This window comes from Pseudomonas sp. TKO26 (assembly GCF_003225665.1).
Taxonomy (GTDB): domain Bacteria; phylum Pseudomonadota; class Gammaproteobacteria; order Pseudomonadales; family Pseudomonadaceae; genus Aquipseudomonas; species Aquipseudomonas saponiphila.
The window spans coordinates 502,007-525,649 of record NZ_QKLN01000001.1; the positions used below are offsets into that span (position 1 = coordinate 502,007).

Annotated in this window: 18 protein-coding genes and 1 pseudogene; 4 read left to right on the forward strand and 15 right to left on the reverse strand. The window is 63.0% G+C overall.

Features of this window, described 5'->3' with window-relative positions:
• Window positions 1–104 precede the first annotated feature (104 nt).
• The 3 genes from DNK59_RS02480 to nadA all read left to right on the forward strand — a co-directional run bounded on the left by DNK59_RS02480 (window position 105) and on the right by nadA (window position 3,340).
• Window positions 105–770, forward strand: a complete 666-nt coding sequence (locus DNK59_RS02480; RefSeq protein WP_110722167.1) for a response regulator — start codon at window positions 105–107, stop codon at window positions 768–770.
• The gene (locus DNK59_RS02485; RefSeq protein ID WP_110722168.1) at window positions 746–2,116 is read left to right on the forward strand and encodes an ATP-binding protein; all 1,371 of its coding nucleotides are present in this window, start codon (window positions 746–748) and stop codon (window positions 2,114–2,116) included. The genes DNK59_RS02480 and DNK59_RS02485 overlap by 25 nt, the downstream gene beginning before the upstream one ends.
• A 165-nt stretch (window positions 2,117–2,281) precedes the next feature.
• On the forward strand, window positions 2,282–3,340 hold the full coding sequence (nadA, locus tag DNK59_RS02490; RefSeq protein ID WP_060840704.1) for a quinolinate synthase NadA: 1,059 nt from the start codon (window positions 2,282–2,284) through the stop codon (window positions 3,338–3,340).
• A gap of 63 nt (window positions 3,341–3,403) precedes the next feature.
• Here the strand turns inward: nadA and DNK59_RS02495 are convergent, their stop codons facing one another.
• The 12 genes from DNK59_RS02495 to arcD (DNK59_RS02550) all read right to left on the reverse strand — a co-directional run bounded on the left by DNK59_RS02495 (window position 3,404) and on the right by arcD (DNK59_RS02550) (window position 17,880).
• Window positions 3,404–3,892: an RDD family protein gene (locus DNK59_RS02495; RefSeq protein WP_092311297.1), complete on the reverse strand. Its 489-nt coding sequence runs from the start codon at window positions 3,890–3,892 to the stop codon at window positions 3,404–3,406.
• 96 nt (window positions 3,893–3,988) lie between these two features.
• On the reverse strand, window positions 3,989–4,201 hold the full coding sequence (locus DNK59_RS02500) for a cold-shock protein (protein ID WP_007977299.1): 213 nt from the start codon (window positions 4,199–4,201) through the stop codon (window positions 3,989–3,991).
• A 392-nt stretch (window positions 4,202–4,593) separates the two neighbouring features.
• Entirely contained in the window at window positions 4,594–5,718 is a 1,125-nt protein-coding gene (gene gcvT, locus DNK59_RS02505; protein WP_092311300.1) for a glycine cleavage system aminomethyltransferase GcvT, read from the reverse strand.
• 39 nt (window positions 5,719–5,757) lie between these two features.
• The gene (locus tag DNK59_RS02510) at window positions 5,758–7,134 is read right to left on the reverse strand and encodes an L-serine ammonia-lyase (RefSeq protein WP_110722169.1); all 1,377 of its coding nucleotides are present in this window, start codon (window positions 7,132–7,134) and stop codon (window positions 5,758–5,760) included.
• 107 nt (window positions 7,135–7,241) lie between these two features.
• The gene (gcvP, locus tag DNK59_RS02515) at window positions 7,242–10,091 is read right to left on the reverse strand and encodes an aminomethyl-transferring glycine dehydrogenase (protein ID WP_110722170.1); all 2,850 of its coding nucleotides are present in this window, start codon (window positions 10,089–10,091) and stop codon (window positions 7,242–7,244) included.
• A gap of 10 nt (window positions 10,092–10,101) precedes the next feature.
• Window positions 10,102–10,485, reverse strand: coding sequence for a glycine cleavage system protein GcvH (gene gcvH, locus DNK59_RS02520; RefSeq protein WP_092311309.1), 384 nt, complete (start codon window positions 10,483–10,485; stop codon window positions 10,102–10,104).
• Window positions 10,486–10,918: 433 nt separating this feature from the next.
• Entirely contained in the window at window positions 10,919–12,427 is a 1,509-nt protein-coding gene (locus tag DNK59_RS02525) for a sigma-54-dependent transcriptional regulator (protein ID WP_110722171.1), read from the reverse strand.
• Window positions 12,428–12,599: 172 nt separating this feature from the next.
• Complete coding sequence (locus tag DNK59_RS02530) at window positions 12,600–12,959, reverse strand: DUF5064 family protein (RefSeq protein WP_016967335.1); 360 nt, start codon at window positions 12,957–12,959, stop codon at window positions 12,600–12,602.
• A gap of 71 nt (window positions 12,960–13,030) precedes the next feature.
• Window positions 13,031–13,960 (reverse strand): carbamate kinase, encoded by a 930-nt coding sequence (gene arcC / locus DNK59_RS02535; protein WP_092311318.1) that lies wholly within the window; start codon window positions 13,958–13,960, stop codon window positions 13,031–13,033.
• Between the two features lie 88 nt (window positions 13,961–14,048).
• Window positions 14,049–15,059, reverse strand: a complete 1,011-nt coding sequence (locus DNK59_RS02540; protein WP_092311321.1) for an ornithine carbamoyltransferase — start codon at window positions 15,057–15,059, stop codon at window positions 14,049–14,051.
• An 84-nt stretch (window positions 15,060–15,143) separates the two neighbouring features.
• A complete protein-coding gene (gene arcA, locus DNK59_RS02545) occupies window positions 15,144–16,400 on the reverse strand; it encodes an arginine deiminase (protein ID WP_092311324.1) in 1,257 nt (418 codons plus the stop codon).
• Between the two features lie 52 nt (window positions 16,401–16,452).
• Window positions 16,453–17,880 carry an arginine-ornithine antiporter gene (gene arcD / locus DNK59_RS02550; protein ID WP_092311327.1) on the reverse strand — a complete coding sequence of 476 codons (1,428 nt, stop codon included), beginning with the start codon at window positions 17,878–17,880 and terminating at the stop codon, window positions 16,453–16,455.
• A gap of 449 nt (window positions 17,881–18,329) precedes the next feature.
• Here arcD (DNK59_RS02550) and arcD (DNK59_RS02555) point away from each other — a divergent pair, with 449 nt between their 5' ends.
• Window positions 18,330–19,757: an arginine-ornithine antiporter gene (gene arcD / locus DNK59_RS02555; RefSeq protein ID WP_110722172.1), complete on the forward strand. Its 1,428-nt coding sequence runs from the start codon at window positions 18,330–18,332 to the stop codon at window positions 19,755–19,757.
• A 162-nt stretch (window positions 19,758–19,919) separates the two neighbouring features.
• Here arcD (DNK59_RS02555) and DNK59_RS02560 read toward each other — a convergent pair whose 3' ends face one another.
• The 3 genes and pseudogenes from DNK59_RS02560 to DNK59_RS32345 form a co-directional block, all read right to left on the reverse strand.
• The gene (locus DNK59_RS02560) at window positions 19,920–21,275 is read right to left on the reverse strand and encodes a CoA transferase (protein WP_110722173.1); all 1,356 of its coding nucleotides are present in this window, start codon (window positions 21,273–21,275) and stop codon (window positions 19,920–19,922) included.
• Between the two features lie 97 nt (window positions 21,276–21,372).
• Window positions 21,373–22,128 carry a methyl-accepting chemotaxis protein gene (locus DNK59_RS32340; protein ID WP_371920246.1) on the reverse strand — a complete coding sequence of 252 codons (756 nt, stop codon included), beginning with the start codon at window positions 22,126–22,128 and terminating at the stop codon, window positions 21,373–21,375.
• 150 nt (window positions 22,129–22,278) lie between these two features.
• Window positions 22,279–23,583, reverse strand: a pseudogene (locus DNK59_RS32345) (chemotaxis protein); the annotation flags it as partial.
• Window positions 23,584–23,643: the final 60 nt, after the last annotated feature.

Genomic DNA, 23,643 nt, shown 5'->3' on the forward strand with positions numbered 1-23,643 from the left:
GCGCCGCTGTGTGTAACAGGCTGCGTGATTGCCGACCAAGGTGATGCACGCTGGGCGCGGTATCCCTCCGGGGGATGCCGCGCTTCATTCATTGTGGAGGTGCTATGCGGATCTTGCTGGTGGAAGATGACGTCATGATCGGCGAGGCCATTGTCGGGGCCCTCAAGGACGCGGGCCATGCCGTCGATTGGGTGCGCAATGGGGGCAGCGCTCTCGCCGCTCTGGACACCCAGCATTATGACCAGGTGCTGCTGGATCTGGGATTGCCGGGCAAGGACGGGCTGCAAGTGCTCGACACCCTGCGACGCGGTGGTAACCCGGTGCCGCTGCTGATCATCACTGCCCGCGACAGCCTGGATGAGCGTTTGCGCGGCCTCGACGGCGGTGCGGATGACTACTTATCCAAGCCCTTTGCCATGGCCGAGCTGTTGGCGCGCATGCGTGCGGTCATGCGCCGCAAGTGCGGAAGTGCGGCGCCGCTGTTGAGCAATGGCGTGGTGTCGCTGGACCCTGTCTCGAAGCAGGCGAGCACCGCGCAGCAGGCCGATGTGCAGCTGTCGAACCGGGAGTTTGCCCTGTTGCAGGCGCTGTTGATCCGGCCCGGAGCGATTCTCTCGCGCAGTGAACTCGAGGACCGCATCTATGGTTGGGGGGACGAAGTGGAAAGCAACGCAGTGGAGTTTCTGATCCACGCCTTGCGCCGCAAGCTGGGAAGCCAGGTGATCAAGAACGTCAGGGGTATGGGATGGATGGTTTCAAAAAACGTCTGAGCGAGTCGGTCCAGCTCCGCCTGTCCATTGTGTTGTCGACGGCGATCCTGATCGTCGCCCTGCTGGCGGCGCTCTTCGCCTTTGTTACGGCATTCGACGAGGCTCGGGAAATGCAGGACAACACCCTGCGCCAGGTCGCGGCCTTGTTCGAGCGCCAGCAGATGACCCTGAGTTACTCCGAGCATGAACAGCCGATCGAAGGCGACAACGAGGAGTCCAGAGTGGTCATACAGTACCTGGCCGATGGCGCCAGGGCGGCCGGGGATGATGACAACAGCTCGCCTTTGCCCTTGCCGACCACGCTCGCCGATGGCTGGTCGACGCAGACGGTGGGGGACGAGCCGTTCCGGGTACTGGTCAAGACCACCGCGCAGGGGCAGCGCATCGCCGTGGCTCAGGAAATGGGTGCCCGGGACAAAGAGGCACGCGAGAGTGCCGCGCGCAGCCTGCTGCCGTTCTTGTTTCTGTTCCCCGTGCTGTTGCTGGTGCTGGCCAACCTGGTGCGCACGTTGTTTCGTCCGATCGAGGTCTTGGCCGCGGAGATTGATCAGCGAGGCGAGCAGGAACTGCATCCGATCGATGAAGGGCATTTGCCGACGGAGGTCCGCCCGTTTGTGCTGGCGATCAATCGACTGCTGGCCCGGGTGACTCGCTCCATGGACGTGCAGCGACGTTTTGTTGCCGACGCAGCCCATGAGTTGCGTTCGCCGATGACGGCCCTGTCCCTGCAAGCCGAGCGGCTGGCCACTGTGGAAATGTCGAGCCAGGCTCAGGAGCGTCTGATGTTGTTGCGACGGGGCATCGAGCGCAGCAAGAAGCTGATCGACCAGTTGTTGAGCCTGGCGTCCGCACAGTCCGGTGCCGGTGCCGGTGTGGCCATGGTTTCAGTGCACGCGGTCTATCGGCAGGTCCTGGAGGACCTGCTGCCGCTGGCGGAAGAAAAGTCCATTGATATCGGCGTGGAGGGCGGGCAGGACGGCCTGGTACGCATCAGCGAGGTGGACCTGTTGGTTGTGGTGAAGAACCTGGTGGATAACGCTATTCGCTATACCCCACCGGGGGGCCAGGTGGATTTGTCGGTAAGCCTGGAGCACGGTGCGGTGGGGGTTAAGGTCTGCGACACGGGGCCGGGTATTGCGCCAGAGGAGCGTGATAGGGTGTTTGACCCGTTCTATCGCTGCCTGGGGAGCGAGGAGCTGGGGTCGGGATTGGGGCTTTCCATCGTCAAGGTGATCGCCGAGCGCTACGGCGCCCAGATCCGTTTCGCTTACACCGATGAACAGGCCAGGAGCGGGTTGTGCGTCTTGGTGTTGTTTGCGCGGGTCGACCCGGGCCGGGAGGATTAGACGCGGGGCAGAATTGGCTTTTGAATGCCCCGGATATTCTGTAGCCTTGCGCGGCTCCAATGCTGTCCGTACCTGATGAACTCACTCTCCCGGCGGGGCCCTAAGCGGTCCGGAGCCGGTGGTATACTCGACTTTCGCGCCCAAGCGCCTGCAGGTCTTGCGAACATGACGCAAATTTCCGAACGCCTTCTGGTTCAAGCCCACCTCGACGCCAAACAGCCCAAACCCTTGAGTGCTGAGCAAGAGGCCCATTTTCGTGCCGCCATCGCTGCAGAGCTCAAGGCTCAGGACGCGGTGCTGGTTGCGCATTTCTATTGTGATCCGGTGATTCAGGCCCTGGCCGAAGAAACCGGTGGCTGTGTGTCCGACTCTCTGGAAATGGCCCGTTTCGGCAACGCTCATCCGGCCAAGACCGTGGTGGTTGCCGGGGTGCGTTTCATGGGGGAGACGGCGAAGATTCTCAACCCTGAAAAACGCGTGCTGATGCCGACTCTGGAGGCCACTTGCTCGCTTGACCTGGGTTGCCCGGTGGACGAGTTCTCGGCTTTCTGCGATCAGCACCCCGAGCGCACCGTGGTGGTTTATGCCAACACCTCGGCGGCGGTCAAGGCCCGTGCCGACTGGGTGGTGACTTCCAGCTGTGCGCTGGAGATCGTCGAAAGCCTGATGGATAACGGCGAGAAAATCATCTGGGGGCCGGACAAGCACCTGGGCACCTACATCCAGCGCCAGACCGGGGCCGACATGCTGCTCTGGGACGGTGCCTGCATCGTTCATGAAGAGTTCAAGTCCAAGCAACTGGAAGACATGAAGGCGCTGTACCCGGAGGCTGCCATCCTGGTGCATCCGGAGTCCCCGAGTTCGGTGATCGAACTGGCGGATGCGGTCGGTTCCACCAGTCAGCTGATTGCCGCCGCACAGCGTCTGCCGAACAAGACCTTCATCGTCGCCACCGACCGCGGCATCTTCTACAAGATGCAGCAGCTGTGCCCGGACAAGGTGTTCATCGAGGCGCCTACGGCCGGTAACGGCGCAGCGTGCCGCAGTTGCGCTCATTGCCCGTGGATGGCCATGAATACCCTGGAGCGCACCCTGCAGTGCCTGCAACAAGGCAGCAACGAGATTCAGGTGGACCCGGCGCTGATCCCCAATGCCGTTCGACCACTCAAGCGCATGCTGGACTTCACCCAGGCGGCGCGGATGAAACTGGCGGGTAACGCCTGAGCGGCTTTATTCCGTAGTCATGCAAACGCCCCGACTTGTCGGGGCGTTTTTGTTGCTGGCGGGTTATTTCTTCTGCTTAGGGATGCGTACCAGCTGGGTGTTGGAGTAGATGTCGTGCCAGCTGCGTTTCTGCTTGTCCACCAGCACCCAGAAGAAGCCCAGGCCGGCACACAGCCAGGATGCGATCGACACCATGAAGCGCAGCAATGCCTGCCACAGGCTGATGCGGCTGCCGTCGGCATTCTGTACGCGGATGCCCCAGACCTGCATGCCCAGGGTCTGCCCTGAATGGGTCCAGAATTTGGCGAAGAAGCCGAATAGCACAAACAGCAGGACGGTGGAGTAAAGCGGGTCGCCATCCAGAGCGCCGGATTCGGTCAAGGCACGCATCCGTGCTTCGCCGATGATCTGCATCTGGATCAGTTTGTAGATGCCGCCGGTGACGATCAGCAGGGCGACGCACAGTAGAAAATCATAGAACATCGCTGCCAGGCGACGACCCAGGCCGGCGGCGGGAAACTCGCCTTGGGGGCTTAGCAGATGTTTCGACATGACAGGCTCTCGACTGAAAAAAGAAGCCATTTTACGGAATTGCGCGCACAAAAAAGCCCCTGATGTCAGCATCAGGGGCTTTTTCGTTACAGACGATTAAGCTTCTGCTTGTACTTCGTCAGCTTGCATGCCTTTCTGGCCTTGCACAGCGATGAAGGTCACTTTTTGGCCTTCTTTCAGGCTCTTGAAGCCGTTGCCCTGAATGGCGCGGAAGTGTACGAACAGATCCGGACCGCTTTCTGGAGTGATAAAACCAAAACCTTTCTCGTCGTTAAACCACTTGACGGTACCGCTCTGACGTTGGGACATTTCTTATTTCCTTTGACGCTAAAAAATTAATGACAGTCTCTTCCTCATGGAAGAGTACTGGGCTGGGTTGCAGGAAAGTAAGAGACGTCGAACGGGTTGTAGCAAACTTGTTAGCTACTGCCCAGGTCACGATTCCAAGCGACCCATGCAAACACAGTGGGGAAACTCTACGCCAACTACGGGAGAAAAAACAAGCCCCGCGAAGCCCCGGTTTTACTCAGCTTGCCGAGGTTTGGCGGAACTAGCGGGCAGGGCTTATTCGATAGAGTTGTTCAATTGTTTTCGGGGGTTATAAGTAGAGTTCAGTAGCAAAAATATGCACTGTTTTATGGCGGTTGCGTTACAGATTAGTGCAGTTTTAACGCAACCGCGTTACTTATAGAAACAGTCCCTCAACCTCGGTAGTAGCGTTGGGCTACGAATGGCATTTTGCTTACAAGCATTGGCACCTTTTTCCCACGTACTATCGCTGCAACTGGCGTATCAAGTGCGCAGTGCTGGATATCGAGGTAACCCATCGCCAATGGACCGCCGAGGGTCGGACCGAAGCCACCGCTGCACACGCTGCCGATGATGTTCCCTTCGGCGTCGACGATTTCTGCGCCTTCACGCACTGGCGTGCGTTCCTGAGGCAGCAGCCCGACACGTTTGCGATCGACGCCGCCCTGTTGTTGGGCAAAGATCACCTCGGCCCCGGGGAAGCCGCCGGCCCGTGCGCCATCGGCGCGGCGAGCTTTGGAGATGGCCCACAGCAGGCTGGCCTGGATCGGCGTGGTGTCGCTGTTCATGTCATGGCCATACAGGCACAGGCCGGCTTCCAGGCGCAGGGAGTCGCGGGCGCCCAGGCCAATGGCCGCTACTTCCGGTTCAGCCAGCAGGGCACGGGCGAGCTTTTCCGCCTGCTCGGCAGGTACCGAGATTTCGAAACCGTCTTCACCGGTGTAGCCCGAACGGCTGACAAAGCAGTCCACACCCAGCACGGTCACCGGCTTGAACTGCATGAAGGTCATGCTTGCCACTTCCGGCGCCAGGCGCGCCAGCACCTTGACTGCCGCCGGACCTTGCAGGGCCAGCAGGGCGCGTTCTTCGAACAGCGGCTGAATGTCGCACTGCTCACCGAGATGGCGGCGCAGGTGGGCCAGGTCCTGTTCCTTGCAGGCGGCGTTGACCACCAGGAACAGTTGCCCGTCGCCCAGGTTGGCGACCATCAGATCGTCGAGGATGCCGCCTTGTTCGTTGGTGAACATGGCGTAGCGCTGCATGCCCACCGGCAAGTCAAGGATGTCTACCGGCACCAGGGTTTCCAGAGCCTGTGCGGCATTGAAGCCGCTCAAGCGGATTTGCCCCATGTGGGACACGTCGAACAGCCCGGCCTGCTCACGGGTGTGCTGATGCTCTTTCATTACCCCGAGCGGGTACTGCACCGGCATGTCGTAACCGGCGAATGGCACCATGCGGGCGCCGAGTTCCAGGTGCAGGCTGTGCAATGGGGTTTTCAACAGTGTTTCGGTGGACATGGGCAACTCCTGAAAAAACGTGCGGACACAGGCTGCGTATCAGCACTCGATAATGTTCACGGCCAAACCGCCACGGGCGGTTTCCTTGTATTTGCTTTTCATGTCGGCGCCGGTCTGGCGCATGGTGCGGATGACCTTGTCGAGGGAGACGAAATGCTGGCCGTCGCCGCGCAGGGCCATGCGCACCGCATTGATGGCCTTCACCGAACCCATGGCGTTGCGCTCGATGCAGGGCACCTGCACCAGGCCGCCGATCGGGTCGCAGGTCAGCCCGAGGTTGTGTTCCATGCCGATTTCCGCGGCGTTCTCCACCTGCTGCACGCTGCCGCCGAGGACTTCGCACAGGGCCCCGGCGGCCATCGAGCAGGCTACGCCCACTTCGCCCTGGCAGCCGACTTCAGCGCCGGAGATCGAGGCGTTTTCCTTGTACAGGATGCCGATGGCCGCAGCCGTGAGGAGAAAACGCACAACCCCGTCCTCGTTGGCCCCGGGAATGAAGCGCATGTAGTAGTGCAGCACCGCCGGGATGATCCCGGCTGCACCATTGGTGGGCGCGGTAACTACTCGCCCGCCGTTGGCGTTTTCCTCGTTGACCGCCAGGGCGTAGAGATTGACCCAGTCCAGCACCGACAGCGCGTCACGCAGCGCCGCTTCCGGGTGCTGGCACAACTGGCGGTGCAGGGCGGCGGCGCGCCGCTTGACCTTGAGCCCGCCCGGCAGGATGCCTTCATTGCGGCAACCGGCAGCCACGCAGTCCTGCATCACTTGCCAGATCTTCAGCAGACCGGCGCGGGTTTCCGCTTCCGGGCGCCAGGCGCTTTCATTGGTCAGCATCACCTGGCTGATGGACAGGCCATAGGTGCTGCAATGTTGCAGCAGCTCCTTGGCGGTCTTGAAGGGGAAGGTCAGGCGAGTGGTGTCTTCGACGATACGGTCGGCGCCGGCGGCGTCTTCGTCGACCACGAAACCGCCGCCCACGGAGTAGTACTCACGGCTGCGGATCTGCAGACCGGCGCTATCGAAGGCTCGGAAAATCATGCCGTTGGGGTGATAGGCCAGGGGCTTGCGGATCATTGCCAGGTGTTCTTTCTCGTTGAACGCAATGCTGCGCTCACCGAGCAGGTTAATTTGCCCGCTGCTGCGTATTGCCTGCAGGCGCGTGGCGATGTTCTCGGTATTCACGGTGTCCGGATGTTCGCCTTCCAGGCCCAGCAAGACCGCCTTGTCGCTGCCGTGGCCTTTGCCGGTGGCGCCCAGCGAGCCGTACAGCTCGACCTTGACGCAAGCGGTAGCCGCCAGCAGGTCATCGCGGCGCAGGCCTTCGACAAAGCGCGCAGCCGCGCGCATCGGGCCGACGGTGTGGGAGCTGGAGGGGCCGATGCCAATCTTGAACAGGTCGAACACGCTCAGGGACATGTTGGTTCTCCGGTTTCTTGTTATAGAGACAGCGGCAAGCGACAAGCTGCAAGTCAGAGGCCGATCGGCTCTTTCTTGCAGCTTGAGGCTACTAGCTTGTGGCTGCCTTAGGCGTAGCTTTCGATCGACGGGCAGGCACACACCAGGTTGCGGTCGCCGAACACGTTGTCGACCCGGCCAACCGGCGGCCAGTACTTGCCTTCGATCAGCGAGGCCACTGGGTAAACGGCCTGCTCGCGGCTGTACGGGTGGGCCCACTCGCCCACCAGTTCTGCCGCCGTGTGCGGAGCGTTCTTCAGCGGGTTGTCGTCCTTGTCCAGGGTGCCGTTTTCCACCGCGCGGATTTCCTCGCGGATGCGGATCATGGCATCGCAGAAGCGGTCCAGTTCCTCTTTGGATTCGCTTTCGGTCGGCTCGATCATCAGGGTGCCGGCCACGGGGAAGGACATGGTCGGGGCGTGGAAGCCGAAGTCGATCAGGCGCTTGGCCACGTCATCGACGCTGATGCCGCTGCTGTCTTTCAGCGGACGCAGGTCGAGGATGCATTCGTGGGCCACCAGGCCGTTGCTGCCGGTGTAGAGCACGGGGTAGTGCTCTTCCAGGCGCCGCGAAATGTAGTTGGCATTGAGGATCGCCAGTTGCGATGCGCGCTTGAGGCCGGCGCCGCCCATCATGCGGATGTACATCCAGGTGATCGGCAGGATGCTGGCGCTGCCGAACGGTGCGGCACACACCGCGCCTTTCTTGTTCTCCAGTGCGGCGTGACCCGGCAGGAAGGGCGCCAGGTGCGACTTGACGCCGATCGGGCCGACGCCCGGGCCGCCACCGCCGTGGGGAATGCAGAAGGTCTTGTGCAGGTTCAGGTGGGACACGTCGCCGCCGAACTTGCCCGGCGCGCAGAGGCCGACCATGGCGTTCATGTTGGCGCCGTCGATGTACACCTGGCCGCCGTTGTCATGAATGATCCCGCAGATTTCGCGGATGCCTTCCTCGAACACGCCGTGGGTCGACGGGTAGGTGATCATCAGCGCGGCGAGATGTTCGCGATGCTCGATGGCCTTGGCCCGCAGGTCTTCGATATCGACGTTGCCGCGGGCGTCGCAGGCGGTGACCACCACGCGCATACCGGCCATGTTGGCGGTGGCCGGGTTGGTGCCGTGGGCCGATGACGGGATCAGGCAGATGTCGCGACGGTCATCGCCACGGCTCTGGTGATAGGCACGAATGGCCAGCAGACCGGCGTACTCACCCTGGGAACCGGCGTTGGGTTGCAAGGAGACGGCGTCGTAGCCGGTCGCGGCGCAGAGCATCGCCTCCAGCTCGGTGGTCAGTTGCTGGTAGCCGGCGCTTTGCTCGGCCGGGGCGAAGGGGTGCAGGGCACCGAATTCGGCCCAGGTGATCGGGATCATCTCGCTGGCGGCGTTGAGCTTCATGGTGCAGGAGCCCAGCGGGATCATGGTGCGGTCCAGGGCCAGGTCCTTGTCCGCCAGCTTGCGCAGGTAGCGCATCAGCTCGGTTTCCGAGTGATAGCGGTTGAACACCGGGTGGCTGAGGATCGCCGACTGACGTACCAGGGCCGCGGGGATGCTGCTGGTGACCGCAGCCGCCAGTGCGGCGAAGTCCGGCGCGGGCTTGCCCTCGCCCAGCAGGCTCCACAGGCCTTCGACGTCGGCCTGGGTGGTGGTTTCGTCCAGGGACAGGCCCAGGCGCTCGGCGTCGATCACCCGCAGGTTGATGCCCTGGGCGCGAGCCTTGTCGTGCAGCGCAGCGGTGCTGGCAGCGGTGTGCAGGCTCAGGGTGTCGAAGAAGTTGTCCTGCTCCACGACCAGCCCCAGATCCTTCAGCCCCTTGGCCAGGATCGCGGTCAGCTGGTGGATGCGCTGGGCAATCTGGATCAGGCCCTTGGGACCGTGATAGACGGCATACATGCTGGCGATGTTGGCCAGCAGGACCTGGGCGGTGCAGATGTTGCTGGTGGCCTTTTCGCGGCGAATATGCTGCTCGCGGGTCTGCATGGCCAGGCGCAGGGCCGGCTTGCCGAAACGGTCTACGGAGACGCCGACCAGACGGCCCGGCATGTCGCGCTTGAAGGCATCGCGAGTGGAGAAATAGGCCGCATGCGGGCCACCGAAGCCCAGCGGTACACCGAAGCGCTGGGCGCTGCCGATGGCCACGTCGGCGCCGAACTCACCGGGCGGGGTCAGCAGGGTCAGGGCCAGCAGGTCGGCGGCCACGGCCACCAGGGCGTTGGCGGCGTGGAAGCGCTCGGTCAGTTCGCGGTAGTCGAACAGATCGCCGTTGCTTGCCGGGTATTGCAGCAGGGCACCGAAGAACGGGCTGACGTCGGTCAGCTTGCGCTCATCGCCCACCACCACGTTGATTCCCAGGGGCTCGGCACGGGTGCGCAACACGTCCAGGGTCTGCGGGTGGCAATGCACCGAGGCGAAGAAGGCGTGGCTGCCCTTGTTCTTGCTCAGGCGCTTGCAGAAGGTCATGGCTTCGGCGGCGGCGGTGCCTTCGTCGAGCAGCGAGGCGTTGGCGATCGGCAGGCCGGTCAGGTCGCTGATCAGGGTCTGGAAGTTCAGCAGGGCTTCCAGGCGGCCCTGGGAAATTTCCGGCTGGTAGGGGGTGTAGGCGGTGTACCAGGCCGGGTTTTCCAGAAGGTTGCGCAGGATCGGCGAGGGGGTATGGCAGCTGTAGTAGCCCTGGCCGATGTAGGTCTTGAACAGCTGGTTCTTGGCAGCGATGGCCTTGATCGAGGCCAGGGCCTGGGCTTCGCTCTGGCCCTGGCCCAGGTCCAGCACGCTGGTGCCCTTGATGCTCTCGGGGATCACGCTGGCGCTCAGGGCTTCCAGGGAGTCGAAGCCCAGGCTGTTGAGCATGGCTTGTTCATCGGCCTGGCGCGGCCCGATGTGGCGCGCGATGAATTCGTTGGCGGTGGTCAGGTTGATGGTCATGACGGGCTCCTCAGGCTTCGGCGCTGGCTTTGATCAGGCGATCGTAGGCGTCCTGGTCCAGCAGTTGGCCAACGGCGGCGGCATCGGCGGGAATGAAGCGGAAGAACCAGCCTTCGCCCAGCGGATCTTCGTTGACCAGTTCCGGGCTGTCTTCCAGGGCCGGGTTGATGGCGACCACTTCACCGTTGAGCGGCATGTACACGCCGCTGGCGGCCTTTACCGATTCCACGGTGGCGGCTTCGGCGCCCTTTTCGTAGCTCTGCAGCTCCGGCAGTTGCACAAACACCACATCACCCAGGGCGTTCTGGGCGAAAGCCGTGATGCCGACGGTGACACTGCCATCCGCTTCGCTACGCAGCCATTCGTGATCTTCAGTAAAACGCAACTCGCTCATGGAAACTCCTCAGGGGCCAGACTCGTCTGGTGGACGCGATTGAATGCTCGTGCGGGGCCGAGCCGGATGGCTATACCCTTAGCAAGAACGCGGCCAATAAATAATTAATCCTTTAAAATCAATGATTTGAATATTTAATCTGGATTCGTGTCGGCGTCGAGTGTAGCGAAATCGCTACAGCTGGCGGCGTGGAAAAAAGGCTTTGAGGATCAAAGCCTTGCACGGCAGCGATTACAAGGAGGTGTAGCGAAATCGTGCCGCTGTAGCGCTTTCAGTACAGTTGCAGGTCGTTTTCAGACGTGTATCTGCAACTGAACCTGCGGGGACAGAACTGACGCAGGAGCTGGCCTGCCAGTGAAGGCGTCTTCAAGGGCTGCGCCAGGCTCAAGGATCTCATCGCCGGCAAGCCGGCTCCTACGCAAGAGGGGGCCGGTCAGGCCTTGTTGGGAATGCCGTACTTGCGCAGGCGATGGGCGATGGCGGTGTGGGAGGTCTGCAGGCGGTTGGCCAGTTGTCGAGTCGAAGGGTAGTTGACGTAGAGGTTTTCCAGCAGCTCTTTCTCGAAGGCTTCCACGGCCTGTTCCAGGCTTTCGACTTCGGCGTCGTTCTGCCGGGCCACCGAGGTGCCGGCGATGTCCAGGTCGCCGATGTCCACCAGGTTGCTCTCGCAAACCGCCGCCGCCCGGAAGATCACGTTCTGCAACTGGCGAACGTTGCCCGGCCAGCGGTTGCCCAGCAGCGCCGGATAGGTGCCCGGGGTCAGGCGGCACACCGGGCGCTGGATCTGCGCGCAGGCCTGCTGCATGAAGTAGCGGGCCAGCAGCAGGATGTCCTGGCCACGCTCGCGCAGCGGCGGCACTTCAAGGTTCAGGACGTTGAGGCGGTAGAACAGGTCCTCGCGGAAGCTGCCTTCGCCGACCATTTTTTCCAGGTCGCGGTGGGTGGCGCTGAGGATGCGCACATTGACCTTGATCTCGCGATCGCCGCCCACCCGGCGAAAGCTGCCGTCATTGAGAAAGCGCAGCAGTTTGGCTTGCAGGTAGGGCGACATCTCGCCGATTTCATCGAGGAACACCGTGCCCTGGTTGGCCAGTTCCATCAGCCCCGGCTTGCCGCCGCGCTGGGCACCGGTAAAGGCCCCGGGGGCATAGCCGAACAGTTCGCTCTCGGCCAGGTTTTCCGGAAGGGCCGCGCAGTTCAGTGCCAGGAACGGCGCGCTGTGTCGGGCGCTGATGGCGTGGCAGGCACGGGCCACCAGCTCCTTGCCGGTGCCGGTTTCGCCCTGGATCAACAGCGGTGCATCCAGGGCCGCGACCCTTTGTGCCCGAGCCTTGAGGGTGCGAATTGCCGGGGATTCGCCAAGCAGGGCATCGAAGCCCTCGGCGTGATCGTGGTGCAGGGCCGAAAGCCGCTCGCCGATGCGGTTGGGCTGGTACAGGGTCAGCAGCGCGCCGGCGTCGGTGATGGGCGTGGCGTCCAGCAGCAGGGTCTGGCCATTGACGATGATTTCCCGCAGCGGCAGGCGAAAGCCGTTTTCCAGCAGGGCCTCCAGCAGCGCGGGATCGGCAAACAGCTCGGCGATGCTTTCCCCGGCCGGCTCGCGGCCATACAGGGCGATCAGCGCCGGGTTGGCCAGCAGCACCTTGCCGGCGCTGTCCAGGGCCAGCACCGGATCGGTCATGGCCGCCAGCAAGGCGTCCAGCTGCAAGTGCCGGCGCTGGCCGGGGAGGATGTCGACCACGGTCACCGCCTGCACGCCACGCACGTTGAACAGCGCGTCGCGCAACTCCTCCAGCACCTGCGGGCTCAGGGTCGGGGCATCGATATAGACGTTGGGTGGCACCATTTCCACCGCATCCAGGTTGAGATTGCGCCCGCCCAGCAGGGCCAGGACTTCCTGGGTGATGCCGACGCGGTCGATGAAGCTGACGTGGATACGCATGAGGCGACAGAGGCTTCTGGAACACTGAAGGGCGCCAGTATGCCTTGGGCGAGAGCCGTAGTCGAAATCGCTGGAGCTGTCGCAGGAGCCGGCTTGCCGGCGAAGGCGCATCGCAGGCCGATCCGGGGAGGGGGCATTGCGCCGGCAAGCCGGCTCCTACTGAAGTGGGTGGTTATGCCAGATGTTCGGGGTTGATCGGGTCGCCGGGCTTGACGTTCAGTTGCTTGCGCACGTCTTCGAACATCTCGTCGTAGTACTTGTGCATGGAGGCAATGCTGGCGCTCTTGGGCAAACCGTACTGCTGGGCGATGCGCGTGGCGTGACGGGCAAAGTCGAAGGCCAGGTCCTTGGCCAGGAAGAACTGCTCTTTCAAGGATTTGCCTTCGATGGTGCCGTGCAGGGTGAACAGCATGCCGTGACCCTCCTTGGGGTCCTGGGCCAGTTCATAGTCGATGCACAGGTTGTAGCTGAAGTCGTCCTTGCTCAGCGCATGGCGCTCTATATGCAGGTGACCGGGCTCAAACATGGCCATAGGCGTCTCTCCTCCAGGGCTTCGAATGAGGGCAGGCAGCGGGCCTGCCCCGTGTTCTTACAGCAAGCGTCTTACAGGTAGCTGATGCCGGTTTTGGCTGTGCTGATGCGGGTGCCGGCCTTGCCCTGGACGATCGCTTCGATGTCCGAGAGTGAACCGATCACCGCGACTTTGCCAGTGTGCCGGGCAAATTCGCAGGCGGCCTGGACCTTGGGCCCCATGGAGCCGGCGGCAAAGCCCAGCTTGTCCATTTCATCCGGGTGGGCCTGGGCGATGGCCTTCTGGGTCGGCTTGCCGAAGTCGATGAAGGCTGCGTTGACGTCGGTAGCGATCACCAGCAGGTCGGCTTCCAGTTGTTCGGCCAGCAGCGCCGAACACAGGTCCTTGTCGATCACCGCCTCGATGCCCTTGAGCTTGCCGTCCTCGCCGTACATGGTAGGGATGCCGCCACCGCCGGCGCAGATCACGATGCTGCTCTTTTCCAGCAGCCACTTGATCGGGCGGATCTCGAAGATGCGCTTGGGTTTCGGGCTGGCCACCACCCGGCGGTACTTGTCGCCATCCGGAGCGATGGCCCAGCCTTTCTCCTTGGCCAGTTTCTCGGCTTCTTCCTTGCTGTAGACCGGGCCGATGGGCTTGGTCGGGTTCTTGAAGGCCGGGTCCTTGGCGTCCACTTCCACCTGGGTCAGCAAGGTGGCGAAGGGCACCTCGAAGTCCAGCAGGTTGCCCAGTTCCTGTTCGATGATGTAGCCGATCATGCCTTCAGTCTCGGCCCCGAGCACGTCCAGCGGGTAGGGCGAAACCTGGGTATAGGCTGCCGCCTGCAGCGACAGCAGGCCCACCTGCGGGCCATTGCCGTGAGCAATCACCAACTGGTTGCCGGGATGGATCTTGGCGATCTGTTCGGTGGCGATGCGGATGTTGGCGCGTTGGTTGTCCGCGGTCATGGGTTCACCACGGCGGAGCAGGGCGTTACCGCCCAGTGCAACGACGATACGCATAATGCAGTCCTTCTAGAGGCTCTGAAGGAGCCGGCTTGCCGGCGAACAGCGGTTCGCAGGCAAGCCTGCCCCGGCAGGGGGAGGCGGGTTAGAGATCGGCCAGGGTCGAAACCAGGATCGCCTTGATGGTGTGCATGCGGTTTTCCGCTTGCTCGAAGGCGATGCAGGCTGGCGACTCGAACACGTCGTCGGTCACTTCAATGCCGTTGGCCAGGTGCGGATACTGCTCGGCGATCTGCTTGCCGACCTTGGTATCGCTGTTGTGGAACGCCGGCAGGCAGTGCATGAACTTGGTCCGTGGATTGCCGGTGGCTTTCATCAACTGGGCGTTGACCTGGTACGGCAGCAGTTGCTCGATGCGCTCGGCCCAGGCTTCCACCGGCTCGCCCATGGAGACCCAGACGTCGGTGTGGATGAAGTCCACGCCCTTGACCGCGGCTTTCGGGTCTTCGGTGAGGGTAATGCGGGCCCCGCTTTCCTCGGCGTATTGCTTGCAGCGTTGCACCAGGTCGTCATGGGGCCACAGCGCCTTGGGCGCGCAGATGCGCACGTCCATGCCAAGCTTGGCGCCCACCAGCAGCAGCGAGTTGCCCATGTTGTTGCGCGCGTCGCCCAGGTAGGCGTAGCTGATCTCGTGGATCGGCTTGTCGGCGTGCTCACGCATGGTCAGCACGTCGGCGATCATCTGGGTCGGGTGGTATTCATCGGTCAGGCCGTTGAATACCGGAACCCCGGCGAACTTCGCCAGCTCTTCGACGACCTCCTGCTTGAAGCCGCGGTACTCGATGGCGTCGTACATGCGCCCCAGCACCCGGGCGGTGTCCTTCATGCTTTCCTTGTGGCCGATCTGCGACGAGTTGGGGTCGATGTAGGTGACGTTGGCACCTTGGTCATAGGCCGCCACTTCGAAGGCGCAACGGGTACGGGTCGAGGTTTTTTCGAAGATCAGGGCGATGTTGTTGCCCTTGAGGTGCTGCTGCTCGGTGCCGGTGTACTTGGCGCGTTTCAGGTCGCGGGACAGGTCCAGCAGGTAGCGCAGCTCACGCGGAGTGTGGTGTTCCAGGCTCAGCAGATTACGGTTGTGGATATTGAAAGCCATGATGGATCTCCTTTGATTTCGGTCGTCCACTTGCCGAGGCCCTTTGTAGGGGCAACGGCAAGCTGCTATGTCGGATAAGGGCGCTTAGTAGTCGATCGGGTCGCGGATGATCGGGCAGGTCATGCAGTGGCCGCCGCCGCGGCCCCGGCCCAGTTCGCCGGCGCTGATGGTGATGACCTCGACCCCGGCCTTGCGCAGCAGGGTGTTGGTGTAGGTGTTGCGGTCGTAGCCGATGACCACGCCCGGTTCCACGGCCACCACGTTGTTGCCGTCGTCCCATTGCTCGCGCTCGGCGGCGAAGCTGTTGCCACCGGTTTCCACCACGCGCAGGGCCTTGAGGTTGAGGGCCTTGGCCACGGTGTCGAGGAAGCTGCTTTCCTCGCGGCGCACGTCGATGCCGCCCGGCTTGCTGTCGTCAGGGCGCAGGCTGAAGGCGACGATCTGGCTCACCACTTCCGGGAAGACCGTGACCAGGTCGCGGTCGCAGAAGCTGAACACGGTATCCAGGTGCATCGCCGCGCGGGATTTCGGCAAGCCGGCGACGATCACCCGTTCCACGGCCTTGTGCTTGAACAGGTTCAGCGCCAGTTGGCCGATGGCCTGGCGCGAGGAGCGCTCGCCCATGCCGATCAGGACCACGCCATTGCCGATGGGCATCACGTCGCCGCCTTCCAGGGTGGCGTTGCCGTGTTCCTGGTCCGGGTCGCCGTACCAGATCTGGAAGTCGGCGTGGGTGAACTCGGGGTGGAACTTGTAGATGGCGGTGGTCAGCAGGGTTTCCTGGCGTCGCGCCGGCCAGTACATCGGGTTCAGGGTCACGCCGCCGTAGATCCAGCAGGTGGTGTCGCGGGTGAACTGGGTGTTGGGCAGCGGCGGCAGGATGAAGCTGGAGTGGCCGAGGAAGTCGCGGAACATCTCGATGGTCTTGCCACCGAAGCTGGTGGGCAGGTCATCGGCGGATACGCCGCCGATCAGGAATTCGGCGACCTTGCGCGGCTCCAGGCTGCGCAGCCACGAACCGACTTCATTGACCAGGCCCAGGCCGACCTGGTTGGCGGTGATCTTGCGCTCCAGAATCCAGTCCAGGGCTTCGGGCATGGCGACGATGTCGGTCAGCAGGTTGTGCATTTCCAGCACGTCGATGTCCCGCTCGCGCATCTTGGTGACGAAGTCGAAGTGGTCGCGTTTGGCCTGGGCCACCCACAACACATCATCGAACAGCAGTTCATCGCAGTTGTTCGGGGTCAGCCGCTGATGGGCCAGGCCTGGGGAGCAAACCATGACTTTGCGCAGTTTGCCGGCTTCGGAATGGACGCCGTACTTAACTTTTTCCGTGGTCATTACTGTGATCCTCCAGAGACAAAACAATCGGGGTGTGGCTTCAAAGGCAGTGCTACAGGGTCAGGAAGCCGGCGTAGAGTCCGTAGGCCGCCACCAGGGCGCCTATGACCACCGCGGCAAAAATCAGCTTCTCGACGTTGGTGAAAATCGGTTTTTGCAGTTCCAGCTTGGCCTTGGCGAACAGCACCACGCCGGGGGCGTAGAGCAGGGCCGAGAGCAGCAGGTACTTGACCCCGCCGGCATACAGCAGCCAGATCGCGTAGAGCAGGGCGATGCCACCGATGACCAGGTCCTTCTTGCGTTCGGCCAGGGCCTGTTCGTAGGTTTCGCCACGTACCGCCAGCAACACCGCATAGGCCGCCGACCACAGGTAAGGCACCAGGATCATCGAGGTGGCGAGGTAGATCAGCGACAGGTAGGTGCCCTTGGAGAACAGGGTGATGATCAGGAAGACCTGCACCATGACGTTGGTCAGCCACAGGGCATTGGCCGGTACGTGGTTGGCGTTCTCGCGGCGCAGGAACTCCGGCATGGTGTGGTCCTTGGCCGCGGCGAACATGATCTCCGCGCACAGCAGCACCCAGGACAGCAGCGCCCCCAGCAGCGAGATGATCAGGCCGACGCTGATCAGCACCGCGCCCCAGTGGCCCACCACGTGCTCCAGCACGGCAGCCATGGACGGGTTCTGCAGCTTGGCCAGTTCCGGCTGGGTCATGATCCCCAGGGACAGCACGTTCACCAGCACCAGGAACAGCAGCACGGTGATGAAGCCGATGACGGTGGCCTTGCCCACGTCCGAGCGTTTTTCCGCCCGGGACGAGAAGATGCTCGCGCCCTCGATGCCGATGAACACCCACACGGTGACCAGCATCATGTTGCGCACCTGATTCATCACGCTGCCCAGGTCCGGGTTGTTCCGGCCCCAGATGTCGGCGGTGAAGATGTCCAGCTTGAAAGCGAATAGGGCGATCAGCACGAACAGCAGCAGCGGTACGACCTTGGCGACCGTGGTCACCAGGTTGATGAAGGCCGCTTCCTTGATTCCGCGCAGCACCAGAAAGTGCACGGCCCAGAGCAGCACCGAGGCACCGATCACCGCGGCTGGGGTGTTGCCCTCGCCGAAGATCGGGAAGAAGTAGCCCAGGGTGCTGAACAGCAGGACGAAATAGCCGACGTTACCCAGCCAGGCACTGATCCAGTAGCCCCAGGCCGATGAAAAGCCCATGTAGTCGCCGAAACCGGCCTTGGCGTAGGCATAGACACCGCCGTCCAGATCAGGTTTGCGATTGGCCAGAGTTTGAAAGACGAATGCCAAGGTCAACATGCCGACAGCGGTAATCGCCCAACCAATAAGAACTGCACCAACATCGGCGCTGGCTGCCATGTTTTGCGGTAAGGAAAAGATCCCTCCGCCAATCATGGAACCCACTACCAGGGCGACTAAGGCGCCCAGTCTTAGTTTTCCGGGAGATTCAGACATTGCATGACTCCAATGCAGGAGAAGAGAGACGTCAGAGTAGATCTGCTTGCAATCCGAACAGCTGACTTAGATCAGTTCATTGCCGCATTCCGTTGTGAATGAATGACTTAAGATTTATTGCGGGAGGTAGAATGCTGCCCTGAGAGGGCCATTCCAGAGGCTTTAAACTACTTTCAACTGGTTGCTCCGATTGTTGCTGTCGTTTGAAACTAGACCCTTTTGGCGAATCTGCAAATCTTCTAGGTTGGTTAACTAATGACCAATTCGTGATGGCACTTAGTACATATATTTAACAAAATAGTCGGTTATTCAGTGCCTTCTGGAGGCCATTCAGGGGGCCGTCCATAAAGGCTGTTTAATTGACTGTTACTGTTAGATGCACATTTCTGGAAGTTAATTAATGGCCTATCGTTTTATTGCCCGATCGGCTCACTGAAGCAGAGGTAGGAATGTCACAACCGGCGCAGAAGCTTCAACTCGGTGCACTGATCGCTCTGGTCGTGGGCTCGATGATTGGTGGCGGGATTTTCTCGCTGCCGCAGAACATGGCGGCCCGGGCCGATGCCGGGGCCGTGCTGATTGGCTGGGGGATCACGGCGGTGGGCATGCTGACCCTGGCGTTCGTCTTCCAGACCCTGGCCAACCGCAAGCCGGAGCTGGACTCCGGGGTCTATGCCTACGCCAAGGCCGGATTCGGTGACTACATGGGTTTTTCCTCGGCCTGGGGCTACTGGATCAGTGCCTGGCTGGGCAACGTCGGCTACTTCGTCCTGCTGTTCAGCACCCTGGGCTACTTCTTTCCGGTGTTCGGCCAGGGCAATACCCCGGTCGCCATCGGCTGTGCCTCCTTGCTGCTGTGGGCCGTGCATTTTCTGGTGCTGCGGGGGATCAAGGAGGCCACGTTCATCAACCAGCTGACCACGGTGGCGAAGATAGTGCCCCTGGTGATGTTCATCGTTATCGCTGCCGTGGCGTTCAAGGCGGAGATCTTTACCCGGGATATCTGGGGGCGCAGCAACCCGAATTTCGGCGGGGTGATGGATCAGGTGCGCAACATGATGCTGGTCACGGTGTTCGTGTTCATCGGCATCGAGGGCGCCAGCGTCTATTCGGCCCGGGCGCAAAAGCGCGCGGATGTCGGTCGGGCCACGGTGATCGGCTTTCTCGGCGTGCTGGCGCTGCTGGTGCTGGTGAACGTGCTGTCCCTGGGGATCATGAGCCAGCCGGAACTGGCCAAGCTGCAGAACCCTTCCCTGGCGGCGGTGCTGGAACATATCGTCGGCCCCTGGGGCGCCTTGCTGATCAGCATCGGCCTGGCGGTTTCGTTGCTGGGCGCCTTGCTGTCCTGGGCCCTGCTGTGCGCGGAAATTCTCTACGCCACCGCCCGGGACCGGACCATGCCGGCCTTCCTGAAGAAGGAAAACGCCAACCATGTGCCGGTCAATGCCCTGTGGCTGACCAACGTGATGATCCAGATCTTCCTGCTGATCACCCTGTTCTCCGCCGGCACCTACACCAACCTGATCTACCTCGCCTCATCGATGATCCTGGTGCCCTACCTGTGGTCGGCGGCCTATGCGGTGCTGCTCAGCGGCCGAGGAGAAACCTACGAGCAGGCGTCTCGGGAGCGGCTGAAGGACCTGTGCATCGCGGTCGTGGCCCTGAGCTACGCCATCTGGCTGTTGTACGCCGGCGGCTTGAAGTACCTGCTGCTCTCGGCGCTGCTCTACGCGCCCGGGGTGATCCTGTTTGCCAAGGCCAAGCGCGAGCAGGGCGAGCCGCTGTTCACCCACCTGGAAAAACTGATCTTCGGTGCGGTGATCATCGGCGCCTCGCTGGCGGCTTATGGTCTGTACAGCGGTCTGCTGGCGCTGTGATCGAGCTTGTGCCCTCGCGCTTGCTGGCGGCCAGGACACCTCGGGCTGGCGCGGCATTGGTGGGCGGCTTCGGCGGGAGGTTGTTGGTGCGGGTGGTTCGCTGCCAAGCCCGCGCCTGCGGGGCTGGTAATCCTGTAGGAGCCGGCTCGCCGGCGAAGCTGCTCACCACCATTGGGGGCGATGAGCGCCCAGGGGGCTGGCAGGGCAATCCCACTGCACGGGGGTTCCAGTGACATGCAATGGCACCCGCAGGCGCCGGGCCGGTCCCCAAGGGGTCTGTTCCTGAACCAGCCCCAGATCGTCATCGTCTTCGGCCCGCAGTGGCATTTCATCTCCCGTTGACCGGCAATGCTCAACCAGCAGCTTGGCGGTGCGGGCCAGGGACAGGCGCGCAGAGGTGCCCTGGCCGCCGTTCAGGGACAGGTTCAGGGCCCGCAGGGCACTGGCCGCCATCAAGTAGCCGGTGGCGTGATCCAGGGCCTGGACCGGCAGCGGCAGCGGTTTGTCCGCGGCTTTCCAGTCCATGCCGGCTGCGGCGATGCCGGCGCTCATTTGCACCAGGCTGTCGAAGCCCCGGCGGTCGCGCCAGGGGCCGCTCCAGCCATAGGCGTTGAGGCTGACCTCGATCAGCCCCGGGGCGATTCGCTGGCGTGCCTCGGCGTCGTAACCCAGGCGCTCCAGGGCATCGGCGCGATAGCCGTGCAGCAGCAGGTCGGCTTCGGCCAGCAGCCCCTCGAATACCGCGCGCTGTTGCAGGTCGTGCAGGTCCAGGCGCGCGCAGCGCTTGCCCAGCGTCACCTCCGGCTCCAGGGCCGGTTCGTTCCAGCCCGGCGGGTCGATGCGCAGTACCTCGGCGCCCAGCCCCGCCAGCAGGCGGCTGGCCACGGGGCCGGCCAGGACCCGGGTCAGGTCCAGCACTTTCAGTCCGGCCAGGGGCCGGGTGCTGGAACCGCTCCAGGTGTTCGGTCGCGAACCGCTGTGGGGCAGCCAGTGCACCAGGGGCTCGGCGTTGACCGCCTGCCCCTGCGGGTGCAGCTGCCACTGCGCCCAACTGCGCATCTGCGCGGCGCAACCGCCCTGATCGACGATGGCCTGCTCCAGCTCCAGGGCATCCCAGCTGGCCACTCGGGCGGCCATGGCGTCGCGCCCGTTCACCGCGCCCAGCACCCGTTCGGCGGCGGCGCGGTGGTGGGGCGCATTGGTGTGCAGACGAATCCAGCCATCGCGGCTGGGGTAATCCCCGGCAATCGGGTCCCAGGGGGATGGCAGGCTCCAGCCTTGCGGGCGGATCGAAGTGGCGAACCAGAATGAGGCCAGGCGCCGGTCGACGCTGACCTGTGGCTGGCGTCCAGTCTGGCTGTAGAGGAGTTCGGCGAGGGCTTGCCCGGCGGTGGCGATGCTGCCGCAGGCCAGGTCGGTCACGGCGAAGGCCGAGGGCAGGGAGCCCTGGCCGGTTTGTCGGACGCTTGCAGGCGCCAGGCCCAGCGCGGCCTGGAGGGTTGCCAGTAGTTCGGTCATGACGCACTCCCCGGTTCAGAGGAGGGCATTGCACCCTGAAACCGCCGCCACTGTCGATCACCTCCGGTCATCGGTCGTGGCGGGGCGAGAACCGCGTTTACACCCGGAACTGATCCATCAGTTTCATCTGTTGGGTGGCCAGGGCGTTGAGCTGGCTGCTGACCTGAGCCGACTCGCTGGCTTGCTCGGTGAGGGTTTCGGTGACGCTACGGATCGCCGAGACGTTGCGATTGACCTCTTCGGCCACCGCGCTCTGCTGCTCGGCGGCGCTGGCGATCTGCAGGTTCATGTCGCTGATCACGGTGACCGCGTCGCTGATCTTGCCCAGCGCCTGGACCGCCTGATGAATCTGTCCGGCGTTGTTCTGCGCCTGGCTCTGGCTGGCGTGCATGGTGTTGACCACATCGCGGGTGCCGCTCTGGATGCGCTCGATGACCACGCGGATCTCTTCCACCGAGTCCTGGGTACGTTTGGCCAGGTTACGCACTTCATCGGCCACCACCGCGAAGCCGCGGCCGCTTTCGCCGGCGCGGGCCGCCTCGATGGCGGCGTTGAGGGCCAGCAGGTTGGTCTGTTCGGCGATGCTGCGGATCACTTCCAGCACCGAGCCGATCTGTTCGCTGCTCACCGCCAGGGCCTCGACTTCACCCACCGCCTTGCTCACTTCCTCGGCCAGCAGGCTGATATCCCGGGTACTGCGCTCGATGATGGTCATGCCGTCCTTGGCCGACTGGTCGGCGCCACGGGCGGCCTGGGCAGCATTGGAAGCACTGTTGGCGACGTCGTGGGCCGTGGCGCTCATTTCATTGGACGCGGTGGCCACCTGGTCGATCTCGCGGAACTGCACCTGCATGCCTTCGCTGGTCTGGCGGGCGATCTCCGAAGACTGGTCGGCGGTGCCGCGGGCCTCGATGATGCTCTGCTTGATCTGGGCGATGGTGGGCTGCAGCTTGTCGAGGAAGCGGTTGAACCAGCTCACCAGTTCACCCAGTTCATCCTTCTTGCTGTAGTTCAGGCGTTGGGTCAGGTCGCCGTCGCCACTGGCGATGGCCTTGAGCATCTGCGCCACGCTGTTGATCGGCCGGGTCACGCCGGAGGCACTGAGCCAGATCAGCAGCAGCCCCAGCAGGCCGGCGCCGATGGCCACCAGCAGGGTTTTCAGGGTGCCGCTGGTCTGGGCCTGATCCAGCAGGGTCTGCAGTTTCACCGAGTCCGCCAGCAGGACCTGCCGGGGCAAGTCGATGGCCACGCCCCAGGCCTTGGCATCGGCAATCGGACTGAAGGGATAGACCGCGCGGATCAGGTCGCCCTGCTGCAACACCTTGGGTTGGCCACCGGCAAGTGTCGCCAGGATGTCCTGGCCCTGGGCACCGGCGGTTTCATTGATGTTCTTGCCGACCTGGGCGGCATCGGCGCCGACCGCTGCCAGCAGTCCGCTGCCGCCCGTGATCAGCATGTGCCCGGCACCGCCGAACAGGCTTCGTTGCGCCTCGACGGCGGCCGCTTGCAGGGAGTCCAGGGCGATGTCGACGCCAATCACCCCGATGACCTTGCCGTCGGTCTGCAGCGGCAGGGAGATGGTGGTCATCAGCACTTGTTTCTTGTCCTCGCCGATGGTGTCGGCATAGGGATCGAGCAGGCAGGTGCGGCGAGTGTCACGGGGGCAGGTGTACCAGATGTTGTAAGGCGTGCCGCTGAGGTTGAGGGTGGTCTTGTTCATGTCCTCCTCGACCATCACCGTATTCAGGGACTTGCCGGCGGGACGGCTCCAGTAGCTGGCGAAACGCCCTTGTTCGTTGGACGCGCGGTTGGCGTCATTGGCGAACGCACTGTCCTGGCCATCCAGCGCATTGCGCTCGTAGGCCAGCCAAATCCCCAGCACCTTGGGGTTGCGCTCGAAGGCGGTTTTCAGGCTGTGGTTGAGTTCTTCGCGCAGGGCCGCGGCATCCAGGCCACGCTTTGCGGCCATTGCCCGCAGATCCTGGACCTGGTCCGCCAGGGCGGTGATCACCAGCTGGCTTTCACCGAAGGTCTTCTGGATGCGCGCGGCCTGTTCGGCGGCCTTGGCCTGCAACAGGTCCTCGACCCCGGCCGTGAGCATCCGCGTGCTGGAGGTGTTGACCAGCTGGTTGTTCTGCTGGCTCTGGTACAGGTTCATGCCGACGATCAGCGCCACCACGCCCAACAGGCACAGCCCGGACAGCAGCACGATTTTCAGGCGTATGGAGAGAGAGTCGAACATGGGGGCAATCTCGCGAAAGGACGGATGGAAAGCGCGGAATCGGATGACTCCGCTCGCCAAGTCCATTCAGCGCTATGCCCGGAACATCGGCTTGGGCGGCCTTTGCGTGAGAGGGTGCCGACGAAC

Coding starts and splice junctions, on each gene's coding strand:
- DNK59_RS02525 (WP_110722171.1), bottom strand. CDS start 12,427: ATGCGTATCCACGTCAGCTTCATCGACCGCGTCGGCATCACCCAGGAA.
- arcD (WP_092311327.1), bottom strand. CDS start 17,880: ATGTCTGAATCTCCCGGAAAACTAAGACTGGGCGCCTTAGTCGCCCTG.
- DNK59_RS02480 (WP_110722167.1), top strand. CDS start 105: ATGCGGATCTTGCTGGTGGAAGATGACGTCATGATCGGCGAGGCCATT.
- gcvP (WP_110722170.1), bottom strand. CDS start 10,091: ATGACCATCAACCTGACCACCGCCAACGAATTCATCGCGCGCCACATC.
- DNK59_RS02495 (WP_092311297.1), bottom strand. CDS start 3,892: ATGTCGAAACATCTGCTAAGCCCCCAAGGCGAGTTTCCCGCCGCCGGC.
- DNK59_RS02500 (WP_007977299.1), bottom strand. CDS start 4,201: ATGTCCCAACGTCAGAGCGGTACCGTCAAGTGGTTTAACGACGAGAAA.
- DNK59_RS02540 (WP_092311321.1), bottom strand. CDS start 15,059: ATGGCTTTCAATATCCACAACCGTAATCTGCTGAGCCTGGAACACCAC.
- gcvT (WP_092311300.1), bottom strand. CDS start 5,718: ATGTCCACCGAAACACTGTTGAAAACCCCATTGCACAGCCTGCACCTG.
- arcC (WP_092311318.1), bottom strand. CDS start 13,960: ATGCGTATCGTCGTTGCACTGGGCGGTAACGCCCTGCTCCGCCGTGGT.
- arcA (WP_092311324.1), bottom strand. CDS start 16,400: ATGACCACGGAAAAAGTTAAGTACGGCGTCCATTCCGAAGCCGGCAAA.
- nadA (WP_060840704.1), top strand. CDS start 2,282: ATGACGCAAATTTCCGAACGCCTTCTGGTTCAAGCCCACCTCGACGCC.
- DNK59_RS32340 (WP_371920246.1), bottom strand. CDS start 22,128: ATGCAGGTGCAGTTCCGCGAGATCGACCAGGTGGCCACCGCGTCCAAT.
- DNK59_RS02560 (WP_110722173.1), bottom strand. CDS start 21,275: ATGACCGAACTACTGGCAACCCTCCAGGCCGCGCTGGGCCTGGCGCCT.
- DNK59_RS02485 (WP_110722168.1), top strand. CDS start 746: ATGGATGGTTTCAAAAAACGTCTGAGCGAGTCGGTCCAGCTCCGCCTG.
- DNK59_RS02530 (WP_016967335.1), bottom strand. CDS start 12,959: ATGGCCATGTTTGAGCCCGGTCACCTGCATATAGAGCGCCATGCGCTG.
- arcD (WP_110722172.1), top strand. CDS start 18,330: ATGTCACAACCGGCGCAGAAGCTTCAACTCGGTGCACTGATCGCTCTG.
- gcvH (WP_092311309.1), bottom strand. CDS start 10,485: ATGAGCGAGTTGCGTTTTACTGAAGATCACGAATGGCTGCGTAGCGAA.
- DNK59_RS02510 (WP_110722169.1), bottom strand. CDS start 7,134: ATGTCCCTGAGCGTGTTCGACCTGTTCAAGATTGGCATCGGCCCCTCC.